Below are 20949 nucleotides of genomic sequence, written 5' to 3'. Positions count from 1 at the left end.
CTTTCGCGCGCCGTCTCGACACCGAGAAGCGCTTCGCCAGGGTCGAGAAGTGCTCGGAGAAGGTCCAGGGCGTTGCCACGACGCCTGGGACGTGCGATAAGCGGTTCTCCCCCGCGGCGGGATGCCGGCACCCGGTCGGCGAGGCACGCGACGGGCGCCGGACCGGGCGAGGAACGCGCACGCGCGCGGATCGTGCCGTTTCGGCGCCCCGGGGCGGACCGCGGCGGTGTCAGAGCGCGCGGAGGTAGCGCCGCGTCATCCACGCCTGCACGAGGCGCCCGAGCGGAGCGCCGACGCGCGTGAACCAACGGCCGGGGCGGGAGAACGCGGCGATGTCGAACACCACCTCGCCCGACGGCCGCAGGGTCAGCGTGAACCGCTCCTCCCCGCGCTCGGGGTGCCCGGGCAGCGTGCCGTACGCGAACCCCGCCACGGTGTCGGTGCGCTCGGCCCACACCACGAGACACGGAATGCAGAAGCTCAGGATGCCGACCCCCAGACGCATCGTCACGCGGGTGCCCTCGCGCATCGGGGTCTCGCTGAGTTCGATCCGCGCTCCCGCCCGGCGCTGCGCCTCGCCCGCGAGGAGCGCGTCGGCGGCGCGCTCGAAGGCCTCGCGGCCGTGACCGATCGCCCGGCGGGCGCGAACGTGGTGGTAGTCCGCGGGCATCTCGCCGGCGGTCGCGCCGACCTCGGCGTAGGTCAGGTCGTCCATGCGGCCACGGTAGCGGGGCGCAAGGCCGCGCCGGTTCGGGTTGCGTGTGGCCGCGCGCAGCGTTCGAGACGTCCGGCGGCGCGCCCGCCCGCCCGTCGGCGCGCTTGGCGCTCGCTCGTACCCACGGCCCCTCGACCGCGCCCGCGCGCCGAGGCGCCTGGCCCTCCCTCGTGCCCGCGGCCCCCGCAACCATGCGCCCGCCCGCGGCGCCGCGCCTACGCTGAGCACATGCCCCTCTTCGCTCCAGGATCCGCCGCGTGATCGACGTCGCCGAGCACCTCGCGGCGATCCTCGAGGCGGTACGGCCCCTCGTCCCCGAATCGCGCGATGTCGCCTCCGCGCGCGGCCGGGTGCTCCGGCATCCGGTCTCGGCCGCCGTGGACGTGCCCGGCTTCGACTCCTCCGCGATGGACGGCTTCGCCGTGCGCGACCTCGACGCCCCGGCCACCCTGCGCGTGGTCGCCGACCTCCCCGCCGGCACTGACCTCGACCCGCCGATGGATGCTGGCGACGCCGCCCGCATCATGACCGGGGCGCCCGTGCCCACCGACGCCACCGCTGTCGTCCCGTTTGAGGAGACCGCGCGGGGGCTTGCCGGGGGCCTCGAGCCCGTCGAGGTCGTGGTCGCCCCGCGGGCGCCGGGGGCGCACATCCGCCGCCGCGGCTCGGACGTGCAGCAGGGGGATCTCGTCGTCGAGGCCGGCGTGCGCCTGACCGCCGCCCGGATCGGCGCCATCGCGGCATCCGGAGTCGGCACCGTCGAGGTGTCGCGCGCCGCCCGGGTCGCCGTGGTGTCGACCGGGTCCGAGCTCGTCGCGCCGGGCGCGGAGCTGCGTCGTGGCCGGATCCCCGAGTCGAACAGCGTGCTGCTCGCCGGTCTCGCCGAGGAGGCAGGGGCCGACGTCGTGCTGCGCACGAGCGTCGACGACGAGGGCGACGGTCCGCGCCGTGCGATCGCGGCCGCGGAGGCAGCGGGGGCCGACGTCGTCGTCTTCTCCGGAGGCGTGAGCGCCGGGGCGTACGAGGTGGTGAAGAACACGCTCGGCGACCTCATGCGCTTCGACCGCGTGCGCATGCAGCCCGGAAAACCTCAGGGCTTCGGGCGCACCCCCGCCGGCACCATGCTGTTCGGGCTCCCGGGCAATCCCGTGAGCGCCGCGGTGTCGTTCGAGCTGTTCGTGCGTCCGGCACTGCGCGCACTGGAGGGCGACGTCGACCTCGCGCGCGCGCAGGTGCGTGTGGCGCTCGCCGGGGGGTGGCGGGCGCGACCGGGCAAAACGCAGTACGTGCCGGTGTCGCTCGACCGCTCCGATCCGCAACGCTGGCGGGCGACCCCGACGCCGCGCGGTACGCGGGGCCTCGGTCAGGCCGAGGGACTGGCAGTGATCACCTCGCGCGACGACGACCTCGCCCCCGATGCCCTCGTGACGGTCGCCCTGTGGTGAGCGTCGACGCGATCCTGCTCGCCGGCGGTCGCGGGTCGCGGGTGGGCGGCGCCGTGAAGCCGCTGTTCGAGGTCGGGGGATCGACGCTGCTCGCCGCGGCGATCGACGCCGTGCGGGCCTGCGTGACGGGACGCGTCGTCGTGGTCGCACCGATGCTCGACGCCGCGCTCGACGTCGATTGGGTACGCGAGGATCCGCCCTTCGGTGGTCCGGCCGCCGCCATCGTTGCTGCGCTGCCGGCGGTGGATGCCGACGAGGTCTACGTCATCGCCTGCGACCTCGCCGCACCGGCCGCGGCCGTCCGACGGCTCACCGCGCCCATCCCGCCCGGGGCCGACGGGGTGTGTCTCGACGACGGCCGACGCCAGTGGCTCATCGGCCGGTACCGCACCGGGGCGCTGCGGGCAGCGGCATCCGGTCTCCCCGAGGCGGGCCGCGATGCGTCGATGCGGGCGCTGCTCGGCGGCCTGTCCATCGCCGCGATCGCGGCCCCCGCGATGGAGACGCGCGACATCGACACGTGGGACGATCTCCGGAGAGCCCGAGGAGGAGCCATGACCGAGAACCGCACCCTGCCCCCCGAGGCGCTGAACGAGTGGAGTGCCGCGCTCGCCGAGCGCTTCGGCCTCGACGACGGCGACATCCCCATCTCGCTCATCCTCGACCTCGCCCGCGATGTCGCCAACGGCGTCGCGCGCCCCGCGGCTCCGCTCAGCGCGTTCGTGGCCGGACTCGTCGCGGGTCGGGCCGGGGGTTCCGTGGCCGACACCGAGGCCGCCGTCGCCGCCGTCGTCGAGTTGGCGCGCGAGTGGGAGAACCACTGAGCCCGATTCCGGAAGGGCTCGTGATCGTGCTCGGCGTCGCCGCCGGGCTCGTCATCCTGTGGCTCGCGCTCGTCGCGGTGCTGTGGGTGCAGCAGAAGCGGTCGGGTGAGACGGTCGACTGGCGCGCCGTAATGCGTCTGGCTCCCGACGTGGTGCGGCTGATCCGCCGACTGGTGGCCGACCGCACGGTGTCGCGAGCCACCCGGTGGTGGCTGGGCGGGCTGCTGGTCTACCTGTTGCTGCCGATCGACCTCATCCCCGACTTCCTGCCGGTCATCGGCTACGTCGACGACGCGATCGTGGTCGTCATCGCCCTGCGCTTCGCGATCCGTTACGCGGGGATGCCGGCGATCGCGCGCCACTGGCCCGGCACGCCCGAGGGGCTGCGGAGCGTGCTGGCGCTGGTCGGCGCCGCGCGGTGAGGTCAGGCCGTCTCGAGCACGTTGATCGCGAACTCCGGCGCGATCGCGGCGAGGCGCGCGTCGTTCGTCCGAATGGCCCGATCCGCGCGACGGGCACGCGCCGTCTCGCGATGGTGACCTCCACCCCCGACTCGACGTCGGCGATCAGGCGCGACAGGTTGTTGCACGCCTCCAGGACGGTGTACGTCGTGGGCGGAATCCTTGCCATCCACCTGGCTAGGGCGGCCTCACCGCCCCACGTATTCACCCCGTGGGCGAAGCCGCATGGCGGGCTCCGCGTACTCCGCGGCGATGTGTGCGATCCAGCCGGCGAGGCGCCCCACGACGAAGATCGTGCTCGCGGCGTCTTCGGGCAGCCGAGCACCGGATGCCAACGCGGCCAGCGCCAGATCGACGTTGGGGCGCAGGCGCGCCCGCGCGTCGACGACCTCGGAGAGCCGGCGCACGGCATCCATCGTCCCTCCGCCGTCCGGGAGCGCGGTGATGAAGGGGAACAGGGCCTCGGCGCGGTCGTCGATCCCGCGGTAGAGCGGGTGCCCGAAGCCCGGGATGCCGTTGCCGTCTTGCAGCGCTTCGGCCAGGGCCCGCTCGGGGTCGAGGCCCCGCCGCACGCGCGTGAGCAGGCGGGCCGTGCGGGCGGCCGCGGAGATGTGCAGGGGGGAGTCCGCCGCGCCGAGAGCGGCGCTGACCGCGGCGTATCCGTCTGCACGCGCCGAGGCGGCCACCCGCGCGGCGAAGGTCGACACCGCGAGGTCGTGGTCGATGAGCAGCACGAGGGCCGCGTTGAGGGCGGGACCGACGGATGCCGGGGCGTTCCACGACCGCGACAGCGACAGCGCGATGTCGGGATCGGGGTCTCCGCCCAGGGCGACCGGGAGCCCGGTCAGGAGCGTCCAGCCGATGCGGTGCAGCGTGGCCGGCGAGGTGTCGTGACGGAGGGGATCGTCGGCGGCGAACCCGGTGAGGGCGGCGCGCAGGCGATCCATGGCGTCGGCGTGCGGGGGCAGCGCCGCCACCATCTCGCGCGCGCTGCCGATGGCGGGGTCGGGGGCGTCGACGCGCTCGGCGTCCCAGAGCCAGGCGACGACCTCGGCGAACGGGCGGTCGACGAGATCACGCGCGCGTCGGCCGCGGAAGAGCAGCTCGTCGTCTTCGATGTCGGCGATGTCGGTGTGCAGGATGCCGAGCGGCATCCCGGTGGTGGGGTGGGCGGGCGCGTGCGCGGCGGAGCGTCGTCGCCCGGTCGCGAACGCCTCGACCTCGAGGGCGTCGAACGTCGAGCCGTGCGCGTCGCGCTCGCGGGCCAGCAGCCCGCGCGAGACGTAGGCGTAGAGGGTCTCGGGTTTGACCCCGAGCCGAGCGGCGGTCTGGGCCGCGGTCAGGCGGGGGAGGGGAGCAGACATCTTGATCCGATCAACGTTGACGCTGTGGACGTCATGTTCGCACACTGAGCGCATGAGCCACCTGATCGATGTCCCCCGCGGTCTCAACGGTGTCGTCGCGGCCGAGACGGCCATCAGCGATGTGAACGGCGAGGCAGGTTCCTACCACTACCGCGGTCACTCCGCGGTCGACCTCGCGCGCACCCGCACGTTCGAAGACGTCTGGCACCTGCTCGTCGTCGGTGGCGCGCCCCACGTTCCGCACGACTTCGCGCGGCGGATCGCCGACGCGCAGGCCGACGAGCGGCTCCCGGCGCTGATCGCCGTCGTCCGCGAGCGCACCGACGATCCGCTCGCGGTGCTGCGCGCGGTGTGGACGCTGTCGGCATCCGCCCTCCGCTCCGCGGCCCTGTACGACCTCGACGAGACGGGTCGCCTCGACGACGCCATCCAGTACGCGGCGATCGCGCCCCTCGCCCTCGCTCCTCTCCCGGGGCGGATGCCGACGGGTCGCGGCGTCGTGTCGGACTACCTCGAGCGGGTGACCGGCGTCGTTCCCGACGATGCGCACGTGCGCGCACTGTCGGCCTATCTCATCGCGGCGATGGACCACGGCTTCAACGCCTCGACGTTCACGGCCCGAGTCATCGCCTCGACGGGAGCCGATATGGCATCCTGCCTCTCCGGCGCGCTCGGGGCGCTCTCGGGGCCGCTGCACGGGGGAGCGCCCGCGCGCGCACTCGACAGTCTCGACGCCGCCGGCGGCGACCCCGGCGCGTGGATCGCGGGAGAGCTGTCCGCCGGTCGACGTCTCATGGGCTTCGGACACGCGGTGTACCGCACGGCGGATCCGCGGTCGGAGCTGCTGCGCGAGGTCGCCCGGGGACTCGGCGGCGGGCGGGTGGAGCAGGCGCTGGCGTTCCAGGCGGAGGCCGAACGTCAGCTCGCCGCGCGGCATCCGGAGCGGGCCCTGAAGGCGAACGTGGAGTTCTACGCGGCGGTGGTGATGGAGCAGTGCGGCATCCCGCGCGGCATGTTCACGCCGACCTTCGCTCTGGCCCGCACGATCGGCTGGACGGCGCACGTGCTCGAGCAGGCGCGGGATCCGAAGATCATCCGCCCGGCCGCGCGGTACGTGGGGGTGGGGGCGGCGTCCTGAGCACGCACCGGTCGCGCCGTCCTGCGGAGGAGAGTCGTGACACGCCGCCCGATCGCGGTCCACAGCGCGGTGACGGCCACCACCTCCGCACGACGGCAGGGCCGACGGTCGTCGGCGTCGAACACGAACAGCCGGGCGAGAGACGCCACACACGACTGGCACCCGCGCGTCTCGTCGCCGAGGATGGATCCATGCGATCCCCCCGCCCGCTGCTCCTCCTCGCGCTCGCCGGCGCGAGCCTCGTCCTCTCCGCCTGCACCGGCCCGACGGCATCCGAGCCCGCGTCGATCGAGCCCTCCGCGTCGGTCTCGACCGCCCCGAGCCCTGTCGCGAGCGCCTCGGCCTCTCCCGACGCCGGCCCGGTCGAGGCCTTCCGCTCGTGGTGGACCGCCGTGCGGGCGGCCGACACGGTCGCGGCCTGCGGTGCCCTGACCGAGCCGCTGCAGCAGCGCATGATCCAGGAGTACAACGACACCACCGGGGCCGGGATCTCCGACTGCGCGGCCCTCATCACGCAGACCTCGGCGCTATATGCCGCCACCGGCATGTCGGCCGACGTCGACGTGACGGTCGTGTCGCAGACGCAGAACGACGCGGTCCTCGACGTCGCCTACGTCGGCGGGAATTGCGGCACGGTGCACCTCGACCGCTCGAGCGGATCGTGGACGCTGACCGAGCTCAGCCAGGAGTGCGCCGGCTGAGGTCTCAGGTCAGCAGTTCGCTGAAGAAGCCGATCGAGATCGACAGCAGACCCGCGGCCACTCCCGCGATGAAGCCGGCTGCCGCCAGCTCGCGCGCCATGCGCGCGTTGAGACTCAGGATGCCGCACACGAACGACACCACGGCGAGACCCCACATGCCGATCTGGATCCACGGCATCTCGTCGACCTTCGAGATCGTCTGGGCGGTGGCGATGAAGAGGTACCAGGCGATGACGATCGCGCCGGTGACGATCGCGATGATGGACACGGCCCGCAGGTCGCCCTTCGGGGTGGGCGGCGGGTCGGGTTCGTCGCGCGACGGGACGTCGGTCGCCGGTTCGAGCGAATCGGGGAGATCCTCGTCTGCCATGCGTCGATCCTCCCAGGTCACCGGGCGGATCGGGGATGGCTTGTCCGGCGCGGTCTCGCGTGCGACACGCCCCGTCGCGGGGCGTCCGCAGGCACGCCGATCCGTGGCCGGAGGTCGAGGACCCGCCGCGGGGTGCGCGCACGGTCCGCGAGGACCTGCGGGGCGCGTGCGTTTTTGCGCGGGCAGGGCGGCACCCGCCCGCCGTGACCTAGGCTCCTCCCGATGAGAACCGTCGGAGTCGACCTCGCCGCGGAGGCTCCCGGCACCGCGCTCGCCGAGATCGCATGGAGCCCGGGCCGCGCCGTGCTCGAGCGTCTCGAGATCGGGATGACGGATGCCGAGATCGTGGCATCCGTCCGCTCCGGCGACGCGTGGCTGGGGGTGGACTGTCCGCTCGGCTGGCCCGACGCGTTCGTCGACTTCGTCGGGGCGCATCACGCCGACCGCGTCCCGACCCTCGGTCCCGTCGAGGGGCACGCGGACTGGCGTCGACCGCTGGTCTACCGCCACACCGACCACGTCGTGCGCGAGCGCATCGGGCGGTGGCCCCTGAGCGTGTCGACCGATCGGCTCGGGGTGACCGCGCTGCGCGGGGCGGGGCTGCTGCGTCGTCTGGCTGAGGCGGGGCTCGACGTCGACCGGGCCGCCGAGGGGCGCCTGTTCGAGGTCTACCCCGGCGGATCGCTGCGCCTGTGGGGCTTCGGCACCACGGGATATCGCGTGGATGCCGCCCGCCGGGCCGTCCTGCTCGACGCGCTCCGCGAGCGCGCACCGTGGCTCGACCTCGGCGCCTTCGCCGCGCTGGCGATCCGCAAGGCGGACGCCTTCGACGCCGTCATCGCCGCCCTCGCGACCCGCGCGGGGGCGCTCGGACGGTTCTCGCCCCCGGCATCCGACATGCTCGCCGTGGCGCGGCGGGAGGGATGGGTCGTGCTGCCCGACGGGCCGCTGGAGGCTTTGGTCGACGGTCCCGTAAGCAAAGGCTAGACATCTAGCCTTTGCTTACGAGGGCGACGTCCTCGGACTTAGGCCCCGGACAAGCTCGCGATCAGCCCCTCGACGCGGCCCTTGATCTTGTCGCGGATGCGGCGGACGGCGTCCAGGTCCTGCCCCGCGGGGTCGTCGAGCTCCCAGTCCTCGTAGCGCTTGCCCGGGAAGATCGGGCACGCGTCGCCGCAGCCCATTGTGATCACGGCGTCGGAGGCCTTCACCGCGTCGACGGTGAGGATCTTCGGCTGGTTCGCTGAGATGTCGATGCCTTCCTCGGCCATCGCGGCGATGGCCATCGGGTTGATCGAGTCCTTGGGGGCGGATCCGGCGGACAGCACGTCGATGCGGTCGCCGGCGAGGTGCTGCAGGTAGCCGGCGGCCATCTGCGAGCGCCCGGCGTTGTGGACGCAGACGAAGAGAACGGTGGGGCGGGTCATGGTGGCTCCGGTGGTCAGGCGGCGAGGTGGGGGAGGAGTCCGTCGATACGGCGGGCGAGATGTCGATAGGTCTTTTCGAAGGCGTCCGCGGTGTTCGAGGGAACCGGGTCGGGCACCGACCAGTGGAGGTCGGTTCTCTCGAGGGCCTCGTGGGCGTTGTCGCACACACTGATCAGCAGGTCGTCGTCGTGGCGGATGTCGGCGAGCAGCTTGGGTGCGGCGTCATGCAGGTCGAGGCCGTGCCGCGCGGCGACCGCGATGGCCCCCGGCGCGACGGCGGGCGACGGGGTGGTTCCGGCTGAGGCGGCGGGGACATCGCTGCGGGTGCGCCACAGGTGCTCGGCGAGCTGAGAGCGGGCGGAGTTCGCGGTGCACACGAACACCACTCGCGGTGCCGTCAAGACCGTGCTGCCGGAGATCGGACCGGCGGCGTCCGGCGACAGCGAGACGTAGGTGCGGCGGCGATCGCCCTCCGAGCGCGAGCGGATGACGATGCCCGCTCGCTCGAGCACCTTGAGGTGATGGGAAAGCAGGTTCGAGGCGATGTTGATGCGCGCGAGCATCTCGAGGGGGGAGAGGTCGCCCGTCTCGAGCAGGTCGACGATCTGCAGTCGTGCGGGGTCGGCAAGGGCGGCGTGCCGTGCGGCGCGCCTCTCGAGGTCTGTTTGCTCACCGTTCATTGTCTCAATCTTGATTGATGTAGTGTGGCGCCGTCAAGGTAGGAGAGACATGAATTCACAGACGATCGCCCCCGTCTTCGCGGAAGCGGTGGGCACCGCAGCGCTGGTCTGCGTCGTGGTGGGCTCGGGGATTGCCGCGTCATCCCTGACGGATGATGCGGGTCTTCAGCTCCTGGCCAACAGCATCGCGACGGCCATGGGCCTGTTCGCGCTCATCTCCGTCCTCGGTCCCGTCTCGGGTGCTCACCTCAACCCGGCCGTCACGGTGGTCGATCTGTTCCGCCCGGGGAGCGCCCTCTCAGGCCGCGTGGGCCGTGCCGCGCTCTACGTGACCGCACAGCTGGTCGGGGCGATCGGCGGAAGCGTTCTGGCGAACGCCATGTTCGATGTCCCCCAGGCCCTGTCCACCTCCGACCGCGGCGGGCTCGGGGTGCTCCTCGGAGAAGTGGTCGCGACGGCCGGGTTGATCGTCGTCATTCTGCTCGCCGCACGCCAGGGCGCGGGACGCGCGGTCGCCTTGTGGGTTGCGGCCTACATCGGCAGCGCCTACTGGTTCACCAGCTCCACCTCCTTCGCGAACCCCGCCGTCACCGTCGGGCGGATCTTCACCGACACGTTCGCCGGCATCGCCCCCGCCTCCGCCGCCCCCTTCGTGATGGCGCAACTGCTCGGCGCCGCCGTGGGCGTGGCGGTGGCCTCCCTGCTCCTGGCGTGGCCCCCGCGCGTGCCACGCGACGCCGTCGCCGCTCCCGTCGTCTCATCCCTCTGACCCGAAGGGCCCCTCATGCACATCGTCGCCATCGGCGGGAGTGACGCCGGTATCTCGGCCGCGCTCCGCGCCCGCGAGCTCGACCCGTCCGTCGACGTCACCGTCGTGGTCGCCGACGCCTACCCGAACTACTCCATCTGCGGCATCCCCTATTTCTTCTCCGGAGAGGTGACGCCCTGGCAATCGCTCGCGCATCGCACCGCAGTCGACCTCGAAGCAACCGGCATGCGCCTCCGGCTCGACACTCTCGCCACCGACATCGACGTCGAGGGTCACCGCCTGCACCTGCGGGGGCCGGACGGCGCGTTGAACCACCTCGATTACGACGCCCTCGTCGTGGGGACCGGTGCTGTACCGTCGCACGCGGGGATCGAGGGGCTCGGTGCCCTGGGGCCCGCGGATGGTGTGCATGTCATCCACTCCATGGGCGACACCTTCGCCCTCGACGACGACCTGAACGCTCGCAGCCCCCGCAGCGCCATCATCATCGGCGCGGGCTACGTGGGGCTCGAGATGGCGGAAGCCTTCATCGCGCGGGGCATGCAGGTCACCCAGCTGCAGCGCGGACCCGAGGTGCTCTCGACGCTGGATGCCGAGCTGGGCTCGCTGGTGCGCGACGAGCTCATCGCGCACGGCGTCACCGTGCGCACCTCGACCGTCGTCCGGGGCATCGAGAAATCGGGGACGGAACTCACCGTCCACGCCCTCACCGATGGCGAAGAGCGCGCGTACACGGCCGATCTCGTCCTGGCCGTCGTCGGAGTCCGCCCGAACACCGAGCTGTTGAGACGAGCCGGGGCATCCCTCGGGGCGGGCTCGGCGGTCACCGTCGATGCGGCGATGCGCACGGGGCTGCCCGACGTCTTCGCCGCCGGCGACGGCGTCATCACCCACCACCGTTTGCTCGGCGAGACCTACCTCCCCCTCGGCACCACCGCCCACAAGCAGGGCCGCGTCGCCGGAGAGAATGCGCTCGGCGGCACCGCCCGCTTCGCCGGTTCGGTCGGCACCCAGGTGGTGAAGGTGTTCGATCTCGTCGCCTCCCGCACCGGGCTTCGTCATCACGAGGCCGCGGCCGCCGGATACGCACCGTCGACCACGCAGAGCGTCGCCGACGACCACAAGCGCTACTACCCGGGCGCGCAGCCGATCACCCTCCGCATCACCGGCGACGAGAACACCGGACTGCTCCTCGGCGCGCAGCTGGTCGGGCGCCTGGGCACCGAGACCGCGAAACGCGTGGACACGTATGCCACCGCGTTGTTCGCCGGCCTGAGCGTCGAGCAGGTCAGCGATCTCGACCTCTCCTACACCCCGCCCCTCGGATCCCCGTGGGACGCCGTCCAGATCGCGACCCAGGCCTGGTCGCGGCAGCAGCATTCCTCTGGAGTACGCGCATGACCGCCCCCGCCGTCCTGTTCATCTGCACGCACAACGCCGGACGCTCGCAGCTCGGCGCGCACCTCATGGACCGCGTCGCACAGGGGAGGGTGCGCGTCCTCAGCGGCGGTGTCGCCCCGGCCGACCGGATCAATCCCGCCATCGCCACCACCCTCTCGGAGCTCGGGATCGACACGACCGACGCCACTCCCCGGGCCGTGACGGCCGACGACCTCGCCACCGCCGACGTGGTGGTGACGATGAAGCCCAACCTCGACCTCCCCGGTCCGATCCGCGGGGAGCACGTGCAGTGGAGCTTCCCCGACCCCGCCGAATGGGATGCCGACGGCGCCCGAGGAATGCGCGACGCGGTCAAGAGCGCGGTGGAAGATCTCGAGCGACGTCTGCGCGAGACGGCCCGCGCGCGCACCGCAGCGCGATCTCGCCGTCGTTCGTGAGGTGGTACTCCGCCCCCTTTCGGGCGACCCAGCCGAGGTTCGTCAGGCGCCACAGCGTCTCATCCCGCATCCTCGGCAACCGCTCGCGGTGTCCGGCGCCGAGGTCGGGACGTCGACGCTCCCACTCGCGAAGGATCCCTTCGCGGGTGAGCGGGCCCATGGCGGACAGGATCTCCAGGGCCAGGGCTCGCACGGCGGTGAGGTGTCGCGCGACGTCGATCTCGCTCATCCGCGCCCGTTCATCGTGCTGCGGCGCTCGATGAGCACAGTGTCGCGCCACTGCCCGGCCCGCGGGCCGACGGCCGAGCGGGCGATGCGTTCGCGGCGACCGACCTCGCGGAAGCCGAGGCTCTCGTGCAGGCGGAGGGATGCCGCGTTCTCGGGGAAGACGCTCGACTGGATCGTCCACACCCCGTTCATCTCGGCCGCGGCGATGAACGCGCGCAGGAGGGCGGTGCCGATGCCGCGGCCCTGCGCGCGCCCGGCGACGTAGACGGAGTGCTCGACGACGCCCCGGTACGCGGCGCGTGCCGACACCGGCGACGCCGCCGCCCACCCGACGACGCTGTGCGCGTCGTCGACGGCGACCAGCCGGCCGAACCGGGTCTTCGCGCGGTCGAACGCGTCCCAGGTCGGCGTCTCGGTCTCGAAGGTCGCGTTGCCACCCACGATGCCCTCGCGGTAGACGTCCTCGACCGCGGCCCAGTCCGCGCGTTCCAGCGCACGCACGAGCGTCATGTCAACAGCACCCGCCGGCATCCGTCGAACACACGCCGGTGGCCGGAAGGGCGAGCTCGACGCGCGAGGCCGAGGCAAGATCGCCCGCGAGCCAGGCCGCGATCGAGCGCACCTGCTCGTATCCGGTGGCCAGGAGGAACGTGGGCGCGCGGCCGTACGACTTCATCCCGACGACGAAGAAGCCGTGCTCGGGGTGCGTCAGCTCGCGGAAGCCGTGCGGCTCGACGGTGCCGCACGAGTGCGCGTTGGGATCGATGAGGGGGGCGAGCAGCCGCGGTGCCTCGACGACGGCATCCAGGTCGGTGCGGATCTCGCGCAGCGGGGCCAGGTCGGGCCGGAACCCGGTCGCGTTGACGACGACGTCGGCGGTGACCGCGTCGCGTTCGCCGCGTCGCGTTCCGAGGAGACGGATGCCGTCCGGCAGGGCCTCGACGCCGCCGATCTCGAACGAGTCGATCTTCTCGACGGCTCCGTCCTCGACGTAGCGGTCGACGCGTGCGCCGAGCTGCGCGCGTCCGACGAGCTCGTCATCCGCCGATGACGACACGCGCACGGCGCCGGCGTTGCGGATGAGCCACGTGATGCGGGTGCCGGGGGCGTCGCGCTGCAGGCGGACGAGCGAGATGAGGGTGTTCGCGGCGGAGTGCCCGGCCCCGACGACGACCGTGTGCCGCCCGGCGAAGCGGTCGCGCTCGCGGCCGAGCACGTCGGGGAGGGCGTGGGAGATGCGGGCGTCGTCGATGGTGGGGAGGCCCGTGGACAGGAGGGAGTTGGGGGAGTCGTACGTTCCCGACGCGTCGAGCACGGCGCGGGCGAGAAGCTCTCCCTTCGGGGTGCGCACGAGGAACGGCGTGTTCTCGCGATCGGCGGATCGCGTGCGGTCCATGCCCTCGCGCGCGATCCCGGTCACGCGCGCGCCGTAGCGGATGTGCGCCGCGATCTCGGGCAGCTCGGCGAGCGGGCGCAGGTAGGCGTCGACGAGCTCGCGGCCCGTGGGGGCGCGACCCTCCGCCGGCATGGTCCAGCCGGTGGCCTCGAGGAGGCGGCGCGCGACGGGGTCGACGACCTCGCGCCAGGCCGAGAACAGGCGCGTGTGCCCCCACTTCTCGACGGCGGCGGCGGGTCCGGATGCCGCCTCGAGCACGGTGAACGCGATGCCGAGGTCGGCGAGGTGCGCGGCGGCGGCGAGGCCGACGGGACCGGCGCCGATGATCGCGACGGGGAGGGTCGCGAGACGATCCGTGACCCGGGGCCGCGGGGTGAGGGTGAGCGTCGACATGGAACTCCTCGTGCATCGATGACGGTCGATGCTTTATCGTGCCCGCATCTATCGATGGATGTCAATATCGACTATCGTCGATGCATGACCACGCTGCCGCTCCTCGACCCCGTCGCCTGCTGCGTGTCCTCCGGGGGTGCCGCGATGTCCGTCGCCGACGCCGAGGAACTGGCCGGGCGGCTGAAGGCCCTCAGCGATCCGACACGGCTGCGCCTGCTGTCGATCGTCGCGAGCGCGGCGGAGCAGGAGGCGTGCGTGTGCGACCTCACCGAGCCGGTCGGTCTCTCTCAGCCCACGGTGTCGCACCACCTCAAGGTGCTGACCGAAGCCGGGTTCCTCACGCGTTCGAAGCGCGGCACCTGGGCGTACTACCGGCTCGTGCCGGGCGCGCTCGACGCCGTCGCGGGTGCGCTGCGCATAGAGGGGTGACGCGGCGCGGTGTCGTCGCCGTAGCCTGTCGTGGTGTCCACCGAGCGATCGAAGAAGTCGGCCGAGAAGCGCGTCCTCGGGTTCCTGCAGGACTACGACGAGCAGTGGCGTCGCGCCGCCCCCGCCTTCGAAGCCCGCGACCACACGGTCGACGCCTTCGAGATGTGGCGCGGGCTCACGCAGCGCGTGGCGCGTGAGCACTTCGTCGACGGGGCGGAGGATCTCTCGACGTCCTTCGGGACGCCCCCCGAGTACGGCGTGGCGGTCGAACGGATCGTGCGCTCGGAGGTCGACGCGGACACGGCCTACGTCCTGACCGAGGTGTTCGGGTCCCCGGTCGACATGTTCCACGAGTTCACGCTGCGCAAGAGCGGGTTCCGCTGGCGGATCGCATCGATCGCCCAGCATTTCGACGATCCGGTCGCGCCTTTCGCCTCGCCGGCAGACGTGCGGGCGTCCCTCGACGCGACGTCGACCGAGATGGCCTTCGACCCATTGCCCGCCCCGCAGCTCGGTCTCGACGAGGAGCGCAACTTCACGCCGCGCTCCGTGGTGTTCCCCGGCGGCGAGGGCCCCGAGATCGTGACGGTCGAGCACGTGGGGACCCTCGTCACCGACTCCGGAGCTCTCTCGGTCATCGACTTCGGCTACGAGAACGACGACGCACGACCGCTCGCGCGGCGCGTCGCCCCCGGCTCCTACCCCGTGGACCGGGTCACCGCGGCGGGACGCATCGCCGCCGTGCGCGTGCGCTTCGCCGACCGTCCCGCGGTGTCGTGGCATCCGGCCTCGCAGCGACCCGGTCAGGGCCACGTGATCGGCGTCGACGCGGGGTGCGTGTGCGTCGTGGACTATCCCGCGTACGCGGGCATGTCGCGCAGGGCGAAGGCCGAGCGGTTCGAGGCGTTCGGGGCTCGCCCGCGGCCCTCGGTCGCGATGTTCCCCCTCGGCGAGGGGCAGGTGGGGCTGGCGACCGAGTCGGGGTGGGGCGACGGCGGCTATCCGGTGCTCTGGGGCCTGGATGCCGACGGCGCGGTCGTGCAGCTCGTCGTCGACTTCATGGTGCTCGCGACCGAGGCGGAGGGCGGTCGGCTCGTCCACCTGTGACGGGCGGTGCGCCGATCCTCGATCTGCGCTCTCGTCGGGCGCGGACGCCCTGCGCGTGGACTCAGCGCCCGAACAGCTTCGCGAAGAAGCCGCCCTCGGTGGGCTGCTTCTGATGACCCTCGCAGCGATCGCGTCGGGGGACTCCCGCCATCACCTGGTCGACGTGCTGGCCGCATCCGGCCCACGTCGTCTTCGCGCACGTCCTGCACGCCACCTGTCGGCACATCTTCGGCATCCTTTCGTTCCCGGTCGCGATCGCGACAACGGCCTCACTATACCCCCGGGGGTATAAAGTGAATGCCATGAGGACGATCATCATCGGAGGAGTCGCCGCGGGCATGAGCGCCGCGACGCGGCTGCGTCGACTCGACGAGACCCGCGAGATCACGGTCTACGAGCGGGGCGAGCACGTGTCGTTCGCGAACTGTGGACTGCCGTACCACGTGGGCGGCGTGATCGCCGAGCGCTCGGCGCTGCTGCTGCAGACGCCGGAGTCGCTCGCGGCGCGCTTCGCCCTCGACGTGCGGGTCCGGCACGACGTGATCGCCATCGACACGGCCGCGCGAACGGTGACCGTGCGCGATCTCACGGCCGGCGCCGAGAGCGTCGAGACCTACGACGAGCTCGTGATCGCCACCGGCGCCGCGGCCGCACTCGGGCCGTCCGCGGGAGGTGTGCCCACGCACACGCTGCGCAGCGTCGATGACGTCGATCGTGTGCTCGAGGTGCTCGACGACGCGGGCCCCGCTCCGCGGGTCGTCGTGGCGGGGGCGGGGTTCATCGGCCTCGAAGCCGTCGAGAACCTCGTCGCACGCGGAGCGCGAGTGACGCTGGTGAGCCGCGGTCGCCAGGTGTTGTCGCCTCTGGATCCCGAGATGGCGGCGCCGCTCCTCGCGGTTCTGCGCGACGCGGGCGTCGACGTGAGGCTCGGCGCGACGATCGTCGGTGCCGAAGCGGGCACCGTGCGCCTCGACGATGGGACCGCGTTCGAGGCCGCGCTCGTCGTCGAGGCGAGCGGCGTGCACCCCGACCGCGGGCTCGCTGCCCTCGCCGGTATCGCGGTGGGCCCCTCGGGAGGCATCGCCGTCGACCCGCGACAGCGCACCTCCGCCCCGCACGTCTGGGCCGCCGGCGACGGCGTCGAGAAGCGCGACCACCTCGACGGCGAGCCGGCCCTGGTCACGATGGCGGGACTCGCCAACCGGCACGGTCGGGCGATCGCCGACGACATCGCGGGCCTCGAACCCTCCGACGCGCGCCCCGCGCTCGGCACGGCCGTGCTCGGCCTCTTCGGCACGACGATCGCCTTCGTCGGCTGGAGCGAGCGACGACTTCGCGCCGAGGGCCGGCCGCACCGCGCCATCCACACCCACCCCGCCTCGCACGCCACCTACTACCCGGGAGCGCAGTCGATGGCGATGAAGATGCTCGTCGACCCCGCGTCGGACCGGATCCTCGGGGCGCAGATCGTCGGCGTCGACGGCGTCGACAAGCGCATCGACGTGATCGCCGTCGCGATGGCGGCCGGGCTCACGGCATCCGCTCTCTCGGAGCTCGAGCTCGCCTACGCTCCGCAGTACAGCTCGGCAAAGGATCCCGTCAACATGATCGGGTACGTCGCCCAGAACCTCGCCGGGGGGACGACGGATGCCGTGCAGTGGCACGAGCTGCCCGCGGCGCTCGCCGACGGGGCGACGCTCGTCGACGTGCGCACCCCCGCCGAGCACGCCGCCGGCGCCATTCCGGGCGCGGTCAACCTGCCGCTCGACGAGCTCCGTGCGCACCACCACGAGCTTCCGGACGGACCGGTGATCGTGCACTGCCAGGTGGGGCAGCGCGGGCACACCGCCATGCGGCTGCTCGCGCAGCTCGGCCACGACGTGCGTAACCTCGACGGCGGATACCGCACCTGGCTCGCCGGCCGCGAGGCGATGTCCTCGAATCCCGTCGAAGGAGAACACGCATGAGTGACCGCAGCCTGCACGACCCCCAGGCCGTGAAGAAGGTCGCGAACCGGCTCCGCCGCGCGCAGGGTCAGCTCGCCGCCGTGATCGCCGCCGTCGAGGGCGGCGGCGACTGCCGAGACGTCGTCACGCAGCTCGCCGCGGTGAGCAGCGCGATCGACCGCGCGGGCTTCGCGATCATCTCGACCGCGATGAAGCAGTGCATCGTGGACCCGGATGGTCCGGATGCCGAAGACGAAGCCCCCTGCCGGCTCACGGTCGAGGAGCTCGAGAAGCTGTTCCTCACGCTCGCCTGAGCGGGGGAGCGGGACCGGAGCGCCGCGATGCTCCGGTCCCGCCGCTGCTCATACGGAGGCGAGCAGGTCTTTCATCGTGGCGATCTCGGCCGTCTGGCTGTCGATGATCGAGCGGGCCAGGTCGACGACCTCGCTGTTCTGTCCGTCGTCGATCTCGTCCTGGGCCATGTCGACGGCACCCTCGTGGTGCTCGATCATCTGCTCGAGGTACAGACGGGCCGCGTCGCCGCCCTCGGCATCCGCGAGCTCCTGCATGTCGGACTCCGACATCATTCCGCCGTGATCCATGCCGCTCATGCCCCCGCTCATCGACACGCCCCAGTCCGAGAGCCATCCCTCCATCGTCTCGATCTCGGGGCCTTGGGCGGCCTTGATCTGCTCGGCGAGGGCGGTGACGCGGTCGTCGACACCCGTCTTGCCGAGCAGGGTGTCCGACATCTCGATGGCCTGCTCGTGGTGCGGGATCATCATCGTGACGAACATGATGTCGGTCTCCGATGCGTCGGCGGCCGTGGTGGCCGTCGCCATCGGGCCGGAGCCGTGATCCATGCCGGGCATCGATCCGGATCCGCTCGTGCCGGAGCATCCCGCGAGGGCGATCATGGCGGCCAGGGGAAGAGCGGCCGCAGCCGCGAATCGGGTCTTCATTGATTTCTCCTTGTCGTCCGCCCGGGTGCGGGCGCTGTTGGGGTGAGGGGTCGCGCGCTGTCGCGCGCAGCTCACGTCCGACAGACGCAGAGGGAGATCCGCGAGGGGGCTCGGCCGGGGGCCTGACGCGCGCTGCGTCGTGTGCCCTCGAGAGTCAGGAGATCGCGCAGGGCGAGCCGGCGGAGCGCCGACGCCGCCGCGAAGACGAGGAGGGCCGCCACCACGAGCGCGAGGATGCAGCCCATCTCGGACATGGCGTGGTCGCCGCCGCAGTCCTCGCAGACCGGATCCGCGGCGCCCGTCGCCTGTGCGCTCATCGTTGCCAGGTTCGTGTCGACCGGGTGGACCTGATCCGACGCCGCCGGGGCGCCGATCGCGGCGGTGCCGTGATGACCGGTCATCGTGGCCCGGTCGTTGAGGACGTGCATCCCGAGCAGGCCGACGATGAGCGCGGCCGCGACCATCGCCAGGACCGCGACGAGCGCCGGTTGCCGCGCCTGGGCGTCGCGCAGCACCGATGTCCCTGCGAGCATCGTCGTCCTCCTCTCTTCCAAGCTAGGCGGTGGCTCAGCGCTCGGGGTCGTCCGCCGGCCGCAGGTCGAGGCGCCGGAGCAGCTGAGCGTTGACGGCGACGACGATGGTCGACAGCGACATCAGGATCGCCCCGATCGACATCGGCAGCACGAACCCGATGGGGGCGAGCACGCCCGCCGCCAGCGGCACCGAGAGCAGGTTGTAGCCCGCGGCCCACCACAGGTTCTGCGTCATCTTGCGGTAGGCGGCACGTGACAGGTCGATCGCGGACAGGACGGCTCGGGGGTCGTCGTGCGCCAGGATCACCCCGGCGGAGGCGATCGCCACGTCGGTCCCCGCCCCGATCGCGATGCCCACGTCGGCCTGCGCGAGAGCCGGGGCGTCGTTGACGCCGTCGCCGACCATCGCCACCGTCCTGCCCTCGCTCTGCAGCTGCTCGACCTTCGACGACTTGTCCTCGGGGCGCACGCCCGCGAAGTACCGGTCGATCCCGACGGCCTCGGCCACGGACGCGGCGACGGCCTCGGCGTCGCCCGTGATCATCACGACCTTCACGCCCCGCTCGCGCAGCGACCGCACGGCGCGGATCGACTCGGGGCGCACCTCGTCGGCGAGCCGCAGGGCTCCGGCGACCGCACCGTCGACCACGACGTGCAGGATGATCGCCCCCTCATCGCGCCACGCGTGCGCCGCGTCGATCTCGTCGAGCCCCTTCTCCTCGAGCAGGTGCGGCCCGCCGACTTCGACGACTCTGCCCTCGACCCGGGCGCGCACGCCGACGGCGGGAGCCGACGAGAAATCGTCGGCGCGCGGCACCGTGAGCGCCTTGGCCTCCGCGGCGGCGACGATCGCCCGAGCCAGCGGGTGCTCGGAATCGGATTCCGCCGCGGCGGCCCACGCGAGCACGCGGTCCGCGTCGCTGTCGGCGGTGGGGGCGACGGCCGTCACCGCGGGGGCGCCTGCGGTGAGCGTTCCGGTCTTGTCGAACAGCACGGTGTCGACGGACCGCATGCTCTCGAGGGCAAGACGGTCCTTCACGAGCACACCGGCGCGCGCGGCCCGCTCCGTCGCGATCGAGACCACGAGCGGGATGGCGAGGCCGAGCGCGTGAGGGCACGCGATGACGAGCACGGTGATCGTGCGCACCACCGCTTCGTCGGGCAGGCCGATGAGCGTCCAGGCCACCGCCGTGATGACGGCGGAGCCGAGCGCGAACCAGAACAGCCACGCGGCCGCACGATCGGCGATGCGCTGCGCGCGCGACGACGAGTTCTGCGCATCCGACACGAGCTTCTGGATGCCGGCGAGGGCGGTGTCGTCACCGACCGCCGTGATGCGGACTCGCACGCCCGAGTCGGTGGCCACCGTGCCCGCAACGACGGCATCGCCCTCGACACGACGGACCGGGCGCGATTCGCCCGTGATCATCGACTCGTCCATGCTCGCCGCGCCCTGGACGATTTGTCCGTCGGCGGGCACCCGCGCCCCCGGCCGCACCACGACGACGTCGTCGACGCGCAACTCCGACGGCGGCACGGTGACCGTGGAATCGCCCTCGACGCGCTCGGCCTCGTCGGGAAGGAGCGCGGCGAGCGAGTCGAGCGCCGAGGTGGTCTGAGCGAGCGATCGCATCTCGATCCAGTGCCCGAGCAGCATGATCACGATGAGCAGCGCGAGCTCCCACCAGAAGTCGAGTTCATGATCCAGGATGCCGAGACTCGCCCCCCACGATGCGAGGAAGGCCACGGTGATGGCCAGCGCGATGAGCAGCATCATGCCCGGCGCGCGGGAGCGCACCTCCGACACGGCGCCGGTCAGGAACGGCGATCCGCCCCAGACGTACATCACGGTGCCCAGAACCGGCGAGATCCACCCGAGCCACGCGGCATCCGGCAGCGGATAGCCCAGCAGCATCGCGAACATCGGCGAGAACGCGACGACCGGCACAGCCAGCACGAGCATGATCCAGAACAGTCGTCGGAAAGCGGCGACGTGATCGCCGTGTCCGGCGTGTCCGGCGTGTCCGCTGTGGTCACTGTGTCCGGTGTGGGCGGCATGGTCCTGGTGATTCGCGTGCTCCGCGTGGTCTCCGGGTGCAGAGTGCATCGAGTCGTGCTGCCCCCTCAGACCCTGGTCTTCCATGGGTCCTCCTCTCGTGCCGACCCGGTGAGCGTATACCCCATGGGGGTATCCGGGGGCGGTCTTGCGGCAGGATTCTCCTT

General features: G+C 72.3%; 24 protein-coding genes. 13 read left to right on the top strand and 11 right to left on the bottom strand.

Annotated features, from left to right (window positions below; all coding sequences use genetic code 11):
• Nucleotides 1-229 precede the first annotated feature (229 nt).
• Nucleotides 230-715 (bottom strand): DUF1990 family protein, encoded by a 486-nt coding sequence (locus FB047_RS06095; RefSeq protein WP_136586291.1) that lies wholly within the window; start codon nucleotides 713-715, stop codon nucleotides 230-232.
• A gap of 257 nt (nucleotides 716-972) precedes the next feature.
• Between FB047_RS06095 and FB047_RS06090 the strand changes: the two genes are divergently transcribed.
• The 3 genes from FB047_RS06090 to FB047_RS06080 are packed head-to-tail and all read left to right on the top strand — an operon-like array spanning nucleotide 973 to nucleotide 3406.
• The gene (locus FB047_RS06090) at nucleotides 973-2160 is read left to right on the top strand and encodes a molybdopterin molybdotransferase MoeA (RefSeq protein WP_136586290.1); all 1188 of its coding nucleotides are present in this window, start codon (nucleotides 973-975) and stop codon (nucleotides 2158-2160) included.
• Nucleotides 2154-2984, top strand: a complete 831-nt coding sequence (locus FB047_RS06085) for an NTP transferase domain-containing protein (protein WP_240752651.1) — start codon at nucleotides 2154-2156, stop codon at nucleotides 2982-2984. The genes FB047_RS06090 and FB047_RS06085 overlap by 7 nt, the downstream gene beginning before the upstream one ends.
• A 20-nt stretch (nucleotides 2985-3004) precedes the next feature.
• Nucleotides 3005-3406, top strand: coding sequence for a YkvA family protein (locus FB047_RS06080; RefSeq protein WP_240752650.1), 402 nt, complete (start codon nucleotides 3005-3007; stop codon nucleotides 3404-3406).
• Between the two features lie 227 nt (nucleotides 3407-3633).
• On the opposite strand, the gene FB047_RS06075 is transcribed toward FB047_RS06080, so the two are convergent.
• Nucleotides 3634-4809 carry a citrate/2-methylcitrate synthase gene (locus tag FB047_RS06075; protein ID WP_167494165.1) on the bottom strand — a complete coding sequence of 392 codons (1176 nt, stop codon included), beginning with the start codon at nucleotides 4807-4809 and terminating at the stop codon, nucleotides 3634-3636.
• Nucleotides 4810-4861: 52 nt separating this feature from the next.
• Between FB047_RS06075 and FB047_RS06070 the strand changes: the two genes are divergently transcribed.
• Together FB047_RS06070 and FB047_RS06065 are read left to right on the top strand one after the other, a co-directional pair.
• Complete coding sequence (locus FB047_RS06070; protein ID WP_136586288.1) at nucleotides 4862-5947, top strand: citrate/2-methylcitrate synthase; 1086 nt, start codon at nucleotides 4862-4864, stop codon at nucleotides 5945-5947.
• Between the two features lie 191 nt (nucleotides 5948-6138).
• Nucleotides 6139-6648, top strand: coding sequence for a hypothetical protein (locus FB047_RS06065; protein ID WP_136586287.1), 510 nt, complete (start codon nucleotides 6139-6141; stop codon nucleotides 6646-6648).
• 4 nt (nucleotides 6649-6652) lie between these two features.
• Here FB047_RS06065 and FB047_RS06060 read toward each other — a convergent pair whose 3' ends face one another.
• Nucleotides 6653-7018, bottom strand: a complete 366-nt coding sequence (locus FB047_RS06060; RefSeq protein ID WP_136586286.1) for a hypothetical protein — start codon at nucleotides 7016-7018, stop codon at nucleotides 6653-6655.
• 222 nt (nucleotides 7019-7240) lie between these two features.
• Here FB047_RS06060 and FB047_RS06055 point away from each other — a divergent pair, with 222 nt between their 5' ends.
• Complete coding sequence (locus FB047_RS06055) at nucleotides 7241-8005, top strand: DUF429 domain-containing protein (protein ID WP_136586285.1); 765 nt, start codon at nucleotides 7241-7243, stop codon at nucleotides 8003-8005.
• Nucleotides 8006-8043: 38 nt separating this feature from the next.
• Here FB047_RS06055 and FB047_RS06050 read toward each other — a convergent pair whose 3' ends face one another.
• Nucleotides 8044-8445 (bottom strand): arsenate reductase ArsC, encoded by a 402-nt coding sequence (locus tag FB047_RS06050; protein ID WP_136586284.1) that lies wholly within the window; start codon nucleotides 8443-8445, stop codon nucleotides 8044-8046.
• 14 nt (nucleotides 8446-8459) lie between these two features.
• Nucleotides 8460-9125: an arsenate reductase/protein-tyrosine-phosphatase family protein gene (locus tag FB047_RS06045; RefSeq protein WP_136586283.1), complete on the bottom strand. Its 666-nt coding sequence runs from the start codon at nucleotides 9123-9125 to the stop codon at nucleotides 8460-8462.
• A 49-nt stretch (nucleotides 9126-9174) separates the two neighbouring features.
• Between FB047_RS06045 and FB047_RS06040 the strand changes: the two genes are divergently transcribed.
• From FB047_RS06040 to FB047_RS06030, 3 genes are read left to right on the top strand one after another with little or no spacing between them, the layout of a single operon-like run.
• Entirely contained in the window at nucleotides 9175-9894 is a 720-nt protein-coding gene (locus FB047_RS06040) for an aquaporin (RefSeq protein WP_136586282.1), read from the top strand.
• Nucleotides 9895-9909: 15 nt separating this feature from the next.
• Entirely contained in the window at nucleotides 9910-11295 is a 1386-nt protein-coding gene (locus tag FB047_RS06035; RefSeq protein ID WP_136586281.1) for an FAD-dependent oxidoreductase, read from the top strand.
• On the top strand, nucleotides 11292-11732 hold the full coding sequence (locus tag FB047_RS06030; protein ID WP_136586280.1) for an arsenate-mycothiol transferase ArsC: 441 nt from the start codon (nucleotides 11292-11294) through the stop codon (nucleotides 11730-11732). Before FB047_RS06035 ends, FB047_RS06030 begins: the two co-directional genes overlap by 4 nt.
• Before the next feature lie 225 nt (nucleotides 11733-11957).
• On the opposite strand, the gene FB047_RS06025 is transcribed toward FB047_RS06030, so the two are convergent.
• Both FB047_RS06025 and FB047_RS06020 read right to left on the bottom strand, forming a co-directional pair.
• A complete protein-coding gene (locus tag FB047_RS06025) occupies nucleotides 11958-12470 on the bottom strand; it encodes a GNAT family N-acetyltransferase (RefSeq protein WP_136586279.1) in 513 nt (170 codons plus the stop codon).
• A gap of 1 nt (nucleotide 12471) precedes the next feature.
• Nucleotides 12472-13749: an NAD(P)-binding domain-containing protein gene (locus tag FB047_RS06020; RefSeq protein ID WP_136586278.1), complete on the bottom strand. Its 1278-nt coding sequence runs from the start codon at nucleotides 13747-13749 to the stop codon at nucleotides 12472-12474.
• 84 nt (nucleotides 13750-13833) lie between these two features.
• Here FB047_RS06020 and FB047_RS06015 point away from each other — a divergent pair, with 84 nt between their 5' ends.
• Entirely contained in the window at nucleotides 13834-14178 is a 345-nt protein-coding gene (locus FB047_RS06015) for an ArsR/SmtB family transcription factor (protein WP_136586277.1), read from the top strand.
• A 33-nt stretch (nucleotides 14179-14211) separates the two neighbouring features.
• Nucleotides 14212-15285 (top strand): DUF4241 domain-containing protein, encoded by a 1074-nt coding sequence (locus tag FB047_RS06010; RefSeq protein WP_136586276.1) that lies wholly within the window; start codon nucleotides 14212-14214, stop codon nucleotides 15283-15285.
• A gap of 61 nt (nucleotides 15286-15346) precedes the next feature.
• On the opposite strand, the gene FB047_RS16865 is transcribed toward FB047_RS06010, so the two are convergent.
• A complete protein-coding gene (locus FB047_RS16865; protein WP_167494164.1) occupies nucleotides 15347-15511 on the bottom strand; it encodes a hypothetical protein in 165 nt (54 codons plus the stop codon).
• A 76-nt stretch (nucleotides 15512-15587) separates the two neighbouring features.
• Between FB047_RS16865 and FB047_RS06005 the strand changes: the two genes are divergently transcribed.
• Together FB047_RS06005 and FB047_RS06000 are read left to right on the top strand one after the other, a co-directional pair.
• Nucleotides 15588-17252, top strand: a complete 1665-nt coding sequence (locus FB047_RS06005) for an FAD-dependent oxidoreductase (RefSeq protein ID WP_136586275.1) — start codon at nucleotides 15588-15590, stop codon at nucleotides 17250-17252.
• Nucleotides 17249-17545, top strand: a complete 297-nt coding sequence (locus tag FB047_RS06000) for a metal-sensitive transcriptional regulator (RefSeq protein WP_136586274.1) — start codon at nucleotides 17249-17251, stop codon at nucleotides 17543-17545. The genes FB047_RS06005 and FB047_RS06000 overlap by 4 nt, the downstream gene beginning before the upstream one ends.
• 48 nt (nucleotides 17546-17593) lie before the next feature.
• Here FB047_RS06000 and FB047_RS05995 read toward each other — a convergent pair whose 3' ends face one another.
• The 3 genes from FB047_RS05995 to FB047_RS05985 all read right to left on the bottom strand — a co-directional run bounded on the left by FB047_RS05995 (nucleotide 17594) and on the right by FB047_RS05985 (nucleotide 20869).
• Nucleotides 17594-18193, bottom strand: a complete 600-nt coding sequence (locus FB047_RS05995; protein WP_136586273.1) for a DUF305 domain-containing protein — start codon at nucleotides 18191-18193, stop codon at nucleotides 17594-17596.
• Nucleotides 18194-18264: 71 nt separating this feature from the next.
• The gene (locus FB047_RS05990) at nucleotides 18265-18726 is read right to left on the bottom strand and encodes a DUF6153 family protein (protein ID WP_136586272.1); all 462 of its coding nucleotides are present in this window, start codon (nucleotides 18724-18726) and stop codon (nucleotides 18265-18267) included.
• Between the two features lie 34 nt (nucleotides 18727-18760).
• Nucleotides 18761-20869, bottom strand: coding sequence for a heavy metal translocating P-type ATPase (locus FB047_RS05985; protein ID WP_136586271.1), 2109 nt, complete (start codon nucleotides 20867-20869; stop codon nucleotides 18761-18763).
• Nucleotides 20870-20949 lie beyond the last annotated feature (80 nt).

Source organism: Microbacterium hydrothermale (genome assembly GCF_004854025.1).
In the GTDB taxonomy this organism is placed as follows: domain Bacteria; phylum Actinomycetota; class Actinomycetes; order Actinomycetales; family Microbacteriaceae; genus Microbacterium; species Microbacterium hydrothermale.
This window is presented reverse-complemented; position numbering and strand designations above follow the sequence as displayed.